Source organism: Ruegeria sp. CDSC052 (genome assembly GCF_059610685.1).
The window spans coordinates 67,291-80,946 of sequence record NZ_JBXWOB010000001.1 but is presented as its reverse complement, the minus strand read 5'-3'; the positions used below and the strand labels follow the sequence as shown (position 1 = coordinate 80,946).

General features: G+C 56.5%; 12 protein-coding genes and 1 riboswitch. Of the genes, 4 read left to right on the top strand and 8 right to left on the bottom strand.

Annotated elements, in window-relative coordinates:
* Window position 1 precedes the first annotated feature (1 nt).
* On the bottom strand, window positions 2-1,204 hold the full coding sequence (gene gltS, locus AC2FIM_RS00440) for a sodium/glutamate symporter (RefSeq protein ID WP_271946402.1): 1,203 nt from the start codon (window positions 1,202-1,204) through the stop codon (window positions 2-4).
* Window positions 1,201-1,728, bottom strand: coding sequence for a DUF6446 family protein (locus AC2FIM_RS00435; protein WP_271946400.1), 528 nt, complete (start codon window positions 1,726-1,728; stop codon window positions 1,201-1,203). Before AC2FIM_RS00435 ends, gltS begins: the two co-directional genes overlap by 4 nt.
* A 92-nt stretch (window positions 1,729-1,820) precedes the next feature.
* On the opposite strand from AC2FIM_RS00435, the gene AC2FIM_RS00430 reads away from it, so the two are divergent.
* Window positions 1,821-2,453 (top strand): MarC family protein, encoded by a 633-nt coding sequence (locus AC2FIM_RS00430; RefSeq protein WP_142634527.1) that lies wholly within the window; start codon window positions 1,821-1,823, stop codon window positions 2,451-2,453.
* A gap of 8 nt (window positions 2,454-2,461) precedes the next feature.
* Here the strand turns inward: AC2FIM_RS00430 and AC2FIM_RS00425 are convergent, their stop codons facing one another.
* The gene (locus AC2FIM_RS00425; protein ID WP_142634529.1) at window positions 2,462-3,391 is read right to left on the bottom strand and encodes a glycine--tRNA ligase subunit alpha; all 930 of its coding nucleotides are present in this window, start codon (window positions 3,389-3,391) and stop codon (window positions 2,462-2,464) included.
* Between the two features lie 204 nt (window positions 3,392-3,595).
* On the opposite strand from AC2FIM_RS00425, the gene AC2FIM_RS00420 reads away from it, so the two are divergent.
* On the top strand, window positions 3,596-5,332 hold the full coding sequence (locus AC2FIM_RS00420; RefSeq protein WP_496678162.1) for a serine protease: 1,737 nt from the start codon (window positions 3,596-3,598) through the stop codon (window positions 5,330-5,332).
* Window positions 5,333-5,377: 45 nt separating this feature from the next.
* Here AC2FIM_RS00420 and AC2FIM_RS00415 read toward each other — a convergent pair whose 3' ends face one another.
* The 5 genes from AC2FIM_RS00415 to metZ all read right to left on the bottom strand — a co-directional run bounded on the left by AC2FIM_RS00415 (window position 5,378) and on the right by metZ (window position 11,962).
* On the bottom strand, window positions 5,378-6,961 hold the full coding sequence (locus tag AC2FIM_RS00415) for a thiamine pyrophosphate-binding protein (protein ID WP_142634533.1): 1,584 nt from the start codon (window positions 6,959-6,961) through the stop codon (window positions 5,378-5,380).
* Window positions 6,961-8,409 (bottom strand): TrkH family potassium uptake protein, encoded by a 1,449-nt coding sequence (locus AC2FIM_RS00410; RefSeq protein WP_496678166.1) that lies wholly within the window; start codon window positions 8,407-8,409, stop codon window positions 6,961-6,963. The genes AC2FIM_RS00415 and AC2FIM_RS00410 overlap by 1 nt, the downstream gene beginning before the upstream one ends.
* Window positions 8,410-8,459: 50 nt before the next feature.
* Window positions 8,460-9,221: a hypothetical protein gene (locus AC2FIM_RS00405; RefSeq protein ID WP_496678168.1), complete on the bottom strand. Its 762-nt coding sequence runs from the start codon at window positions 9,219-9,221 to the stop codon at window positions 8,460-8,462.
* 275 nt (window positions 9,222-9,496) lie between these two features.
* Complete coding sequence (folE2, locus tag AC2FIM_RS00400) at window positions 9,497-10,600, bottom strand: GTP cyclohydrolase FolE2 (RefSeq protein ID WP_496678170.1); 1,104 nt, start codon at window positions 10,598-10,600, stop codon at window positions 9,497-9,499.
* 171 nt (window positions 10,601-10,771) lie between these two features.
* The gene (metZ, locus tag AC2FIM_RS00395) at window positions 10,772-11,962 is read right to left on the bottom strand and encodes an O-succinylhomoserine sulfhydrylase (protein WP_496678172.1); all 1,191 of its coding nucleotides are present in this window, start codon (window positions 11,960-11,962) and stop codon (window positions 10,772-10,774) included.
* A gap of 62 nt (window positions 11,963-12,024) precedes the next feature.
* Window positions 12,025-12,102: riboswitch (SAM riboswitch) on the bottom strand.
* A gap of 130 nt (window positions 12,103-12,232) precedes the next feature.
* Between metZ and AC2FIM_RS00390 the strand changes: the two genes are divergently transcribed.
* On the top strand, window positions 12,233-12,922 hold the full coding sequence (locus AC2FIM_RS00390) for a glutathione S-transferase N-terminal domain-containing protein (protein WP_142634544.1): 690 nt from the start codon (window positions 12,233-12,235) through the stop codon (window positions 12,920-12,922).
* A gap of 60 nt (window positions 12,923-12,982) precedes the next feature.
* Window positions 12,983-13,609 (top strand): GNAT family N-acetyltransferase, encoded by a 627-nt coding sequence (locus AC2FIM_RS00385; RefSeq protein WP_496707870.1) that lies wholly within the window; start codon window positions 12,983-12,985, stop codon window positions 13,607-13,609.
* The last annotated feature ends 47 nt before the right edge of the window (window positions 13,610-13,656 follow it).

Sequence of the window (13,656 nt, the reverse complement as noted above, 5' to 3'; positions counted from 1 at the left end):
CTTAGAAATTGACGATCGTCTGGATGACGATGGCATTAGCGATATCCACAAAAAAGGCGGATACAAGGGGCAGTACGATAAAGGCAATAGGGGACGGGCCATATCGCTTGGTTACAGCGGTCATATTGGCGATGGCGGTGGGGGTCGCGCCCAGCGCAAACCCACCGAAGCCTGCGGCCAGAACTGCAGCGCGATATCCTGACCCCATCACCGGAAACAACACGTAGATAACGAAGATTACCGTAAAGGCGGTTTGTGCCGCCAGTACGACCAAAATGGTCACACCAAGTTCCGCAATCGTCCACAACTGCAGGCTCATCAGCGACATGGCCAGAAAGGTACCCAACGCAAGCTCTGAAACCAGCCCAAGCGCGGATGTGCGGCTGACGGGAACTGCATTTGGCCGCAACCAGCTGCGCAGGTTGCCGATCAAAATGGCAATGATCAGACAAGGTACAAACAGGGGAAGTTTCAGGCCGGCCTCTGCGATCAGGACATTCACGCCATAGCCAATGATAATGGCAAGATGGAGGTACAGCATGACCCGCATCAGACCAAGCGGCGTAATATCAGGATAACGCTGTTCTTCGGTTGCGACACCAACTGTCAGTTCTTCATTGGGGCGGTCGGGGGTCAGAGTATAGCGTTCGACAAGATACTTGGCCACAGGACCACCAACCACCGCGGCCAACACCAGGCCCAATGTCGCCACTGCGACCCCCAACTCGGTCGCGCCTTCCAACCCAGTTACGGCACCAACGTCCGGCGCCCATGCGATGGCGGTTCCATGCCCGCCGATCAGTGCAGCTGATCCGAATAACACTCCGGATTGGGCAGGAAAACCAAATGCAACCGCCCCGACCGCACCAATGCCGTTTTGCATGATGATGGTGATCAGTGTCAGAACCAACAGCAAGAACAGAGGTTTGCCGCCGGTAAGCAGATCCAGGAACCGGGCATTCAGGCCGATTGCCGCAAAAAACAGCACCAGCATGTAATCCCGCGTGGCCATCTCAAAATCGAAAGAGATGCCTGTGGCCATGTATAATCCCAACATCACCAGCGCTGCGACCAACCCGCCGCTGACCGGTTCGGGTATATTGAAGCGCTGAAGCAGCTTCACCTGCTGGTTCAACTCCGCCCCCAAAAGATAGACAGCCAGCCCCAACGTGGCGGCGATCATATCCGGGATGAGATAAGTCATTGCCCCGTTTCCGGTTGCTGCGGGCATTCCTCTCCGACGACCGTGCCGTCATAGGCCTTTTCCCCGCAGTTGTTCAGCGCGTGCCAAACATAGCCTTTTCCATCCTGGGTTACAGCGACGATCCGGTCCACGCCAAAGTGTATATTCTTAGCCCCGATAAAGGCCTGCGCCTGACCGGTCTGCAACGCGTTGGCAATCATTATGGCATCGTAGCACTCAAACCATCCGGGCGCCGTCAACGGTTCGGGGTCATTGGCGGTCTGATAACCAGCCAGATCTGCTGGCGTCAGGTCAGTTTCAAAGCAGGCGCGGTATCGAATCGGAGAGCTGTCCGCATCAATCGCCTGAAAGTCCGTATAGGCGATGGTCTCGGGCTCATCTGCGCCGATTGCTAGCAAACGGACATCCTGTCCCGGCTTTGAGACCACTTCATAATAAAAGCCGTAAACTTGCAGATAGTACATGGCCCCACCAGCCAGAACAGCCGACCCAAGAAGGAGAATAGCAAGTAGTTTTCCGGTCATCGTTCGAGCATCCTATTCACGTGGCCTCTTTCATTGAGGTCGAAAATGGGCCAGTTTCCAACCTGATACAGGCTGACTTTAGGGTAATGAAAATGGACACGACTCTCGCCGCAGGTTTTTTCGGCGCGCTTTTTGCGATCATGAACCCGATCACCAACTTGCCCGTTTTTCTGAGCGTGACTGATGGTCTGACCCCCGCAGATCAACGCAAGGTTGCGGTGAAAACCGTCACCTACTGTCTGATCCTGGGCGGTGCTTTTGCAGCCATTGGCAGCAAGACATTGGGACTGTTCGGCATCAGCGTCAATGATCTGCGCGTTGCGGGCGGTCTTGTTGTCCTGATGATCGGCCTGAACATGCTGAGCGGCACCGAGAGCACGGCGCATCACGGAACCGAAGGCGAAAAGAAATCTTATCCCGAGGCCGACACCGTCGCCTTTTATCCGTTGGCCTTTCCCATCCTCGTTGGGCCTGGCACAATCACAACGTTGATCCTCTATGCACATCAAATGTCCAAACCTATGGACGTCATACTCTATGCGGGCGTTTTTCTGGCAGTGCTGTTTTTGCTGTTCGTCACATTCTGGAACGCCGCGGCGCTGTCCAAGCGGCTTTCGGACAACGCTCGGGTGATCATGAGCCGCTTTATGGGTATGATCCTGTCTGCCATCGCAATCAGCATGATCGCGGACGGACTTAAAGTTCTGCTTCCCGGTTTGGCGTAACTGCCGCATCAGACCTCGTACCCGGCGGCTTCGGTCTGGACGAAGGCGTCGGCGCATTGCTTGGCCAAGGCGCGCACGCGTCCGATATAGGCCTGCCGTTCCGTCACCGAGATCACGCCACGCGCATCCAGCAGGTTAAAGATGTGCGACGCCTTGATGCACTGATCATAGGCCGGATGCGCCATGATGATGCGTTTGCCGGTCTTGGGATCGTCATGATCCTGCGCCAGAATGGTGGCACATTCAGCCTCGGCCTCTTTGAAATGGTCGAGCAGCACGTCGGTATTGGCCACGTCAAAGTTCCAGCGGGCATATTCTTCTTCGGTCTGTTTGAATATGTCACCATAGGTCAGCGGGCTGGGTGACTGCGGATCGTTGAAGGGCATGTCCATCACGTGATCAACACCCAGCACATACATCGCCAGCCGCTCCAACCCATAGGTCAATTCACCTGAAACCGGCGCGCAGTCATGGCCTCCGACCTGTTGAAAATAGGTGAACTGGCTGACTTCCATGCCGTCGCACCAGACCTCCCAGCCCAGGCCCCAGGCGCCCAGGGTTGGGCTTTCCCAGTCATCCTCGACAAACCGGATGTCATGCAGGTCCATGTCGATGCCGATTGCCTCAAGGCTGCCCAGATACAACGCCTGCAGGTCCGGCGGGCTAGGCTTGATCAACACCTGATACTGATAATAGTGCTGCAAGCGATTGGGGTTCTCGCCATAGCGCCCATCTGTTGGGCGGCGCGAGGGCTGTACATAAGCTGCGGCCCAGGACTTGGACCCCAACGCGCGCAAAGTAGTCGCGGGATGGAATGTCCCTGCCCCCACTTCCATGTCATAGGGCTGCAGAATGGCGCAGCCTTTTGACGCCCAATAGGTCTGAAGGCGCAGGATGATCTCCTGAAAAGAGCGAGGTGCGTTGGACTTAACGGTCATCACATTCCCTTTGGACGCCATTGCGCCCTGTTCCGGTGGGTTTTGCCCTTCCTATGCAAGGGGCCAAGGGGCGTCAACGGGACAGTGTGCCCGGGAAGCCACTGAGCGGCCGAACTGGAAATTCCCCGTATTCCAGGCATGGTGTTTCAACCCGCATATCGCGTACTCTTCATCGCAGAAAAACACCGCGGACACAGGCACACAATGAGACGCATATTAACGGTAATTTCAGTTCTTTTCCTTTTCGGCGTGCGGGCATCATTTGCTCAGCAAGACGGAGGTGTTTGGGTCCAGGTCGAGGCGCAGCCTTCGCTGCGTGAAGCCCAGGAACGCGCACAAGCCTATTCTGGCGCGTTGCCAGACGTGAATGGATTTCGCCTGAATTCGGGCTGGTATGCCATTGTGATCGGCCCGTATCTGCGCGGCGATGCCGAGCAAGTTCTGCGGGTGTACCGCGCAGAGGGGCAAATTCCAGCCGACAGCTTTATCGCCTTCTCGAACACACTGCGGCAGCAGTTCTGGCCGGTCAGTGCGAATACTCAGGACCAGGCCGCTGTGACAGCGCCGGTCGCACCTGAACCGGAACAGCCAGTGGCCGAGGCAACCCCGCAAATTGCCGATGAAACCAGATCACAGGCGCTGCAAAGCGAACGATTGCTGAGCGCGCAGGAGCGTATGGGCCTTCAAACCGCACTTCAAGCAGCCGGTTTCTACAACTCGACGATTGACGGTGCCTTTGGACAGGGAACGCGTCGCTCGATGGGCGACTGGCAAAGTTTCAACGGATACGAGGCGACCGGGGTTTTGACGACGGCACAGCGCAACGCCTTGATGGATGACTATAACGCGCCATTAATCAGCGCCGGAATGCAGCGCTACACAGACCCACAGGCAGGTATCGAGATGGCCATGCCGCTGGGTGTTGTTGCATTCGACCGTTACGAGGCCCCCTTCGTGCATTTCAACGGCTCGACCGACCTGAATGCTCAGGCCCTGCTGATCAGTCAGGATGGCACCAAAGCAACCCTGCGGGCCCTTTTTGAAGTCATGCAGTCGCTGGAAATCGTTCCGCTTGAAGGCCCTCGCCAGCTGCGCGGTGACAGCTTTACGCTGGAAGGTCGCGGCAATGACATTGTATCCTATACCGAGGCCAAGCTGAAAGATGGTCAGATCAAAGGTTTTACTCTGGTCTGGCCCGAAGGGGACGAGGCGCGCCGTACCCGCGTTCTTGCCGCCATGAAAGCGGACTTTAGCACCACTGATGCGGTTCTTGACGCCGCCGCCGGATGGGACGCTGCGCAAAGCATTGATCTTGTATCCGGCCTGCAGGTTCGCAAACCGCGCCTGTCACGCTCGGGGTTCTTTGCGGATGCCAAAGGCACCGTCCTGACCGTGACCGAGGCGGCAGATAGCTGCTCGCGGATCACGCTGGACGGCGCGCACGAGCTTGAGGTCGCCTCGACCGATCCCAATATCGGCATCGCCGTTCTGCGGCCAAGCCGCGACCTTTCCCCGATCAGCGTGGCCGAGTTCAGCAGCACCAAGCCGCGGATTCAGTCCGAGGTTGCGGTCTCCGGATTCTCGTATCAGGGCGTTTTGGGCGGTCCGACGCTGTCATATGGGCAGATCGCCGACCTGCGCGGCCTGAACGGTGAGGATGGCGTGAAGCGTCTGGCGCTGGCCACCCAACCCGGCGATGCAGGAGGCCCCGTGTTTGACGGCAACGGTCAGGTGGTCGGGATGCTTTTGCCGACCCCGACGAATGGGCGGACCCTGCCCGCCTCGGTCAGCCTGTCTGCCAATACAGAGAGCCTGAACAAGGCGCTGAGCAAGGCTGGGCTGGCAGGTCAATCCAGCGCCACCGCCGCCACGCAGGTCTCACCCAATGAGCTTAGCCGCCGGGCAAATGGGATGACTGTTCTGGTACAATGCTGGGATTGAGTTCGTAAAATCGCGCATTAACGCCGCCCATCCGGGCGGCGTTTTTTATTCTGCGCGCCATATGTCCGGAGTGATCCGGATCAATGTCGGCCCCTTAGCGGAAAACGCTTTTCGCACCGCAGACTGCATGTCATCCAGTGTTGAGGGCGCAGCAGACAAGGCGCCGAATGCCTCGGCCAGTTTGCAAAAGTCAGGGTTTCGCGCAACGACAGCATTCGGCGCGATCTGACTGCCCACCATGCTGTCTTCGATCTCTTTCAGCTTGCCATTGTCCCAAAGAATGATCGGCAGGGGCAAACCCAGCTCTACCGCCACGCCCAATTCCATCATCGTGTAGTGAAAGCCATAATCCCCAGCAATCACAGCAGTCGGCCTGCCCGGCCGCGCGATAGCGCCACCTATTCCAGCCGGCAACGCATAGCCCAGCGTGCCAAAGCCGTTCGGGTGGTGCCAATGATAGGGGAAAGGCATTTCCCACACCCCCTTGGCAACATAGGCGAACTGGGTCATGTCCGAATACACCATCACATCCGCTGGCATTGCCTTACGCAAGGCATCCAACACCGGGACAATACCGGGCCGTTCCGCATCAATCTCGGCGCGCCATTTACTGCGGGCTTCGGAGACCTCATCCGAGGACCAGCCATTTGCCGGTTTGACATGGTCAATAGACGCCCACATCGCGTGGGCAAAGCTTCCGCCATCCGCCTGCAACTTGACAGAGGCCCGATGATGGTCCGACAGGACCTGAGGGTCCAGATCAATGCGGATCATATTGGCCGTATGCCCCAGCGCATCGCGCCACAGATCGACCTCACCCAGCTCGGCTCCGACGACCACCACAAGATCGGCGGAGGCGATGATCCGGGCGCTTTCGGGACGAGACAAGGCAGCGCCAAAATCCAACGCATAATCCAACCCCACCATTCCACGCCCCGCATAGGTGGTGAAACAGGCGGCTCCGATCTGTGTCAGAATCTGCCGCCACAAGTTTGATCTTGCACCACCTCCCAGAACGAACAGCGGCCTGCGCGCAATGTTCAGCATCGACAAGACCGGCGCGACGTCCGGCGGCAGAGCCTTTGTCCGCAAACCCGGCTGGTTCGGGAATGGGGCTGGGTCAGCCTGTGCCTTAAGTTGCGAAATCGGCACCTGTATGTGCTTGGGTCTGGGGCGGCTCAACGCGAACTCTTCGAAAGCACGTTCAACCAGGCCATAGGCGGCCGAAGCTGTATTAGCCTGCAACGACCAATCCGCGACCGTTTCTCCGGCGGCACGTTGATCCTTCATCTGATGAAGCTGTCCCTGCAGCGCCTGATCATCATCAAGGCAGGAGGACAGCACCAGCATTGGCACCGAATCCGAATACCCCTGCCCCATGGGTGTCATGATGTTGCACAGCCCAGGCCCTGTGATCACATAGGCCACGCCAGGATTGCCGCTTGCGCGCGCATATCCGTCCGCCATGAAACCGGCCCCCTGCTCGTGACGCGCAAGAACATGGGTGATGCCGGCTTCTTCGATCCCGCGATACATCTCTTGATTATGGACGCCGGGGATACCAAAAATCACATCAACACCCCGATCCCGGAGCATGTGCGAGATTTGAGCGCCAAGTGGTCTTTTCATCAACTTCTCCAGAAATGGACTGTGAACAGCGCATAGACCGCGAGCAGTTCAAGCCGACCGACCAGCATCCCCGCAGATAGTAACCATTTGGCTGTATCGCTGAGCCCGCTGAAATTACCCGCTGGTCCGATCTGATCCCCAAGGCCCGGACCAACATTGGCCAACGCTGTTGCTGCACCCGAGACAGAGGTAATGAAATCCAGCCCGGTCAACGCCAGCGCCCATGCCAGAAAACCCAAAGACAATACGAAGAACATGAAAAAGCTCATGACCGAAGTCAGGACATCCGTTCCGATGGGACGCCCATCATAGAGAGGCATGAACACCCCATGCGGTGAACGGATACGCCGGATTTGAGTTTTGATGGATGCAAACAGCAGTTGATAGCGGAAAATCTTGATCGAACAGGCAGTTGATCCCGCACACCCTCCGATCAGGCCAATCAGGAAGAACACCATGATCGGAAAACTGCCCCAACCCATATAATCGACGCTGGCATAACCGGTACCTGAAATGATCGACGTGATGTTGAACAGCGATTCCCGCACCGCCTGTTCCCAGTGATGCGGAAAGACAGAGGTCAAAAACACCGCCATGACGGCTACAAGAACCACGATCGTGGCCAAAAACGCCCGAATCTGACTGTCGCGGAACAGGGAGCCGGTGCTGCCATTGGCAAACTGAACATAACGCACAAATGGCAGGGCAGCGAGGATCATGAAAATCGACGCCGCATATTCCGCCGGACCCGAGAAGGTACCGAACGATGCATCATAGTTTGAAAACCCACCGGTCGAGATTGTGGTCATAGAATGAACCACGGCGTCAAAAAAGCTCATGCCAAGACCGGTGTAAACAAGCGCGCAGACCACGGTCAGGAACACGTAGATCAGGGAAATCTGGCCTGCGATTTCTTGCGCCCGCGGCAGGATCTTACCCATGGTTTCGAAACCTTCCGAACGGAAGATCTGCATTCCTCCGACCCGAAGCTCGGGCAGAAAAACCATTGCAACAACGATGATCCCGATACCGCCCAGCCACTGCAGCACACCGCGCCACAAAAGCAACCCCTGCGGCAGCCCGTCGAGCCCCGAAATCACGGTCGAGCCCGTGGTCGTAAGGCCAGACATGGCCTCGAAATAGGCATCTACAAAGCGCAACTCGGTTTCCCCAAACAGGAAAGGAATTGCCCCAAATAAAGGCAAAGCCACCCAAACGCCGGTCGTGAGCAGAAAGGTCTGACGGATCGTCAACCCTTCGCCAACGCCATTTGAGCAGCTCATAGAAAGGACAGCGCCGGTCAGAATGGTGATAACGCTGCTTTCAAGGAAAACATGCCATTCGCCGCGGCCCTCGATAAGGTCCGCAAGCATGGGCAACATCATGGTCGCCCCAAGAATGGCGACCAACAGGCCAATCACATATCCTACCGGGCGCATGTCCGTCATGAGGCGCAGCGTTGGCGCGCCTGCACGACTGTGTCAAGCGGATGTCCCGATTACTTTTCGGTTTTGCCGCTCGAGACGGGCATCACGGGCGGTTTCGAAGGCGCGCGTGACCGGCGTGCAGCTGCCGCCTGTCCCGCCTGAGTCTTCGACGCGGCCGGATTTGCGGGTGCAGGTTTGGCTGTTGCGACCCGATCTGCCTTCACCTTGGACGCTACGGGTTTAACAGCTGCGGTTTTTGCAACAGCAGCGTCGATCGCAGCGGCGGGAGCAGCAGATTTTACCACTGCAGACCTAACTGCAGCAGGTTTAGCGGCTTCTACTTTGGGCGTTTCAGATTTGGCAGTTACGGTTTTGGTAACAGCAGGCTTTGCCGTAGCGGCTTTGGGGGCAGCGGACCTAGCTGCGACTTTTGGGGCTGCGGCTTTTGCCACTGCAGGTTTTGCCGCGGATTTGGTCTGTGCCTTTTTCGCACCCCCCGACGCTCTGGCTTTTGTCACAGGTTTCGCCAGGGCGGGCTTGGGCGATTCGGCCTTTACCTTGACTTCTGCCTTCTTCTGGACGGCCACTTTGACCTTTGCCGCAGGTTGCGGATCAGCATTGACCACAGGCATCGCCTGAGATTTGAACTCAGGTGCCTTCACGTCAGCAACAGTCTTTTCGGAGGCGACACGCAGGGCCTGAACCTGGGCGAAGGGCAGTTCAATCGCAGAGTTAGTCAGAATTTGCATGATTTTCAAATGGTTGGTCATTGCCTCACCGGCAAATCGAATTGCTGCTGCCTGAAATTCAAATGGCTGGGTAAACGGGTTCATGAGGTTGTTCTCCTGTGAAAGTGATGCAACCCGCGAATGAGTAAAGAACCCTGCCCGCCCTGACTAAACGGGCGGATTACGTTGCCTTGCAGTCCTTGGCGTCGCACGTGCCGGCTTCCTGATTGAGTGAAATGATCACCAGAACAGTGACCACGAGATGGCTGCATTCAAGGATAGTTTACAGCAAGAACTTCGCGCTTGCAGCATTTATCGCTGCAATGCGGCGAAATTTCACCGCATCGACACTTAATCAAGGTTTTACAAAAGTTTAGCGCCTATCCGACGTGAAACAATGTCGTAAACAGTCTCGGATCCAGGCTAGAGGACACAAAGGTCGGGCCCTCAGTCAGAACAGAAACGGCATCATGGCTGTGCAGGCTTTCTTGATGGCTGGCGATCACGCGGAAATCGCCGATATGATGGTCGGCCAAAAGTTCGGCACAAAACAGGCGTGCCGCGTCTTCGACAAAAATCGGGTTTGCGGCGTTCAGCTCGGCAAATGCCTGCTCATCTTCACGTTTGACCATGACCTGCGTCTCGGTCGGCACCGCCCTGCGACACAGCGCAATCAGATCTTCGAACCAGAGGCAATCGGCATCGCAATCGACCGCAACCGATATCCGCGCAACCGAGCGCTGCGAATGCGGCGTCGCCAGTTGCCCTCGTGTAGACCGCGCATGCTCGCTGAGCTCCAGAGAACATGGGCACGTCGAGGAATACACATAATCCAGATGCATGATCTTTTGGCGCACGCCATTCTGTTCAACCAGTTCCAGCGCGATATCGTAATATTGATAGCCTTCCAGACCCGAACGCAGGCTTTGAGTCCTGTCCGGGTAAGAGAACCGCATCTGGATACGTGCGTCAAAGCTGTCCAGATCGGTCATATAGTCGTTCAGCGCAGCCTCGATCACCTCAAAGCTGAACGTGCGCTCAGCATGTTTGTAGAACGAACGCATGATACGGGACATGTTGATGCCCTTCTTTTCCGCATCAAGGCTGACAGTGCCAGTCACTGAGGTCTCCAGCGTCAGGTCGTCGCCCTGCTTGCGGTGAAACCGGATCGGCAGGCGGAAATTCGATATGCCAACATGTTGAATCTGTTGCTTTGCCCCACGGATCAGGCTGGAAGGTCCATTCTGAAGGTCAGGCAACGAGGCGCGGTAGGCCTCATCCACAGCAAACCCCTCGGGGTAATGCCGCGACAGGGATGGGTAGTTGACCGGCAGGAGCCCCGGCACAAGCCGCGCGACAGCAGGATCAAGCTGACCGATATCTGCCTCGGTCGCGTTCTCGGCCCATTTCCGCAGGGTTTTCAACGCTGCCGCGGCCTCATCATTGTTGGGGGCGTCATCAATGTCACGGGGATACACGTTCATCGATCAGGGCTCCTCGGGTTGGTCGCCGGACTATATATATGTTCGACGCGATTTCCAGTCTAATGGTATACGCGCCGAAACACAGCCCGGATCGAAACTTCGTGATGGGCGCATCATGCGCACAAGTCACAAACCGTTTTCGAACTATGCCTAACAGTCCAGCAGACACCCCTATTGCTGAGAAACGTCCAATGCGCGCTTGATATCGGCAAGAAGATCATCGGCGTCTTCCAAACCTACCGAGAACCGGATGAGGCCCGGAGCAATGCCCAGCTCAACTTTTTGGTCGTCACTCAATCTTTGATGTGTGGTGGTTGCCGGGTGGGTCGCAATCGACTTGGCATCGCCCAGATTGTTCGAAATCACCGGAATCGTCAGGGCGTTAAGGAAGAAAAATGCCGCCTCTTTTCCGCCCTTGATATCCAACGACAGCACTGTCCCGCCTTTGCCGCCAAGCTGCGTTTGTATCAGATCATTCTGCGCATGAGACTTCAGACCGGGGTAAAGCGTCCGCTCCAACGCCGGATGGCCCTCTAGCGCCTCGGCAATCCTCTGGGCGGTTTCGGCCTGTGCGTTGACCCGCAAGGCCATGGTCTCAAGCCCTTTCAGCATGATCCACGCGTTGAAGGGGCTAAGCGCGCCTCCGGTGTGTTTCATATAGGGCTCGACCGTACCACGGATGAACTCTTTGGTGCCGATGATGACACCACCCAGGGCGCGGCCCTGCCCGTCAATATGCTTGGTTGCCGAGTAGACAACCACGTCAGCCCCCTGAGCGATCGCGCGCGAGAAAACTGGGGTCGAAAACACATTGTCCACGATGACCGTTGCACCAACCGCATGGGCCAGAAGGGAAACGGCTGAGATGTCGATGACCTCAAGCGTCGGGTTGGACATGGATTCGAAGAAAACCGCTTTGGTGTCCGGGCGGATCGCAGCCTCCCATGCGTCAAGATCGGTACCGTCCACAAAGGTCACTTCAACCCCGAACCGGGTCAGCACGTTTTCCAGAATATACAGGCACGACCCGAACAGAGCCTTGGCAGAAACAACGTGGTCACCGGCTTGCAACATCGAAGTCAGTGCCGCATTCACCGCAGCCATTCCAGAGGCGGTGGCAAAAGCGTCTTCGCCCCCTTCCAGAGCCGCGATACGCTGTTCAAACATCGAAACTGTCGGGTTGCCATACCGAGCGTAAATGAACTCATCAGGGCCGGTTTCGATGAACCGCGCCTCGGCCTGCTCGGCCGTATCATAGACAAATCCCTGGGTCAGAAAGATCGCCTCACTCACTTCGTTGTATTGGCTGCGGCGGGTGCCGCCATGGACAGCTTGTGTGCGCTTGTTCCAGCTCTCGCTCATGTCATTCCTTTCAGCCCCTTGAGGGACGTAAACAAAAAACCCCAGACGCGGCCAAGCGAAAGGGGTCTTTCATCCTGACCTTTTAGCGGTGTTGTTTAGCGTGGCCCGCAATCCGGTAACAAATCGCCACGTGGTGAGGATGCATTTACGCCCCGTCCCAGATCACGTCAAGACCGGCTGCACCAAGGTCACGCTTTCGTAACACACCTGCGCGCCCTCTTGCCGAACGCGCTGAAACCTCCATGATCGCGTCCAGTTTGAGGAGATGACATGATCGATCTATATTTCTGGCCCACGCCCAACGGCTGGAAAGTGTCCATCGCTTTGGAAGAGATGGAGCTGCCCTATAAAACCCACCTGATCAACATCGGCCAAGGCGACCAGTTCGACCCCGAGTTCCTTAAGATCGCCCCCAATAACCGGATGCCCGCGATCGTCGATCCGAACGGACCCGGAGGGACGCCGGTATCTGTATTCGAAAGCGGCGCGATCCTGATGTATCTCGCCCGAAAAACCGGACGCTTCTATGGTGAAACTGAACGTGACCGGATCGCTGTCGAAGAATGGCTGATGTGGCAGATGGGCGGCATCGGCCCGATGGCGGGACAAGCACACCATTTCCTGAAATACGCACCTCAGCTGGACCCGCCGCAAGACCTGCCCTACCCCAAGGATCGCTACCGTGCCGAAGTCGGACGTCTTTACGGCGTTCTGGATCGCAGGCTGGCCGAGAACGAATATGTGGCCGGCAATTTCTATTCCATCGCCGACATGTCGATCTGGGGCTGGGCGAGCTTGTGGGAAGGGCAACAACAGGTGTTGGAAAACAAGCCTCACTTTACCCGCTGGTTGGAAACCGTAAGCTCTCGCCGCGGTGTGCATGCGGGCCGCGCCTTGCATGCCGAGTTGCGCGGAGATCACCGTGACAGGCAATCGCAGGGCGTTTTGTTTAAACGATAAGCGAGGGTATTGTTTACACGGTATGTCGCATTTTCTGGATGCCAGAATCAGGAGTGAATTTTGACCGTCCTAGTACAACCGGCCTCCAAATCTGTTCCACCCGAGGCTCTCGCCGATCTTCTATGGAGCACAGATCCAAAACTAAACGGTTACATATTTGGAAAAATGGATGTCTTGCTTAAGATCATCGGAACAGAATGGCCCGCGCAACTAGGTTTGTATTCGTTCAAACATGCCTTCACGGCCATGCACCGTGGCAAAGTCGCCGGCCTCCTTATTGGGCAAACAGAAGAAGAATATGCTGCGAATTTCGATTTTTCCGTCGATCATCAAGCTAATGCTCTTGGCGAAGATGAAGCCCGTCATCTAAAATCTGCCTTGCATTGGATGGATCGGTTGTTTCCCGCCCCGCGTCAAAACTCTTACTACATTCTCGAATTCGCTGTGAACCCAGACATGCAGGGTACAGGCATTGCCAGCCAACTCTTTGCAATAGCAACGAAACGGGCTTTGGCGGGTGGGTGCAATCAAATATGCCTTGATGTAGCTACCAACAATGAAGCCGTTAGTTTTTATGAACATATTGGATTTAGCGTCGAAATTGAATCGCGCGTGCCCGTTTTGGACGACGAGCATGGAATAGGAATGCACCTGCACATGGTTCTAGAGATCGGTCAAAGCGACTGACATCGGTGCAGGCTCGATTGCAATATTGTCGATAAGAATATTCAGCC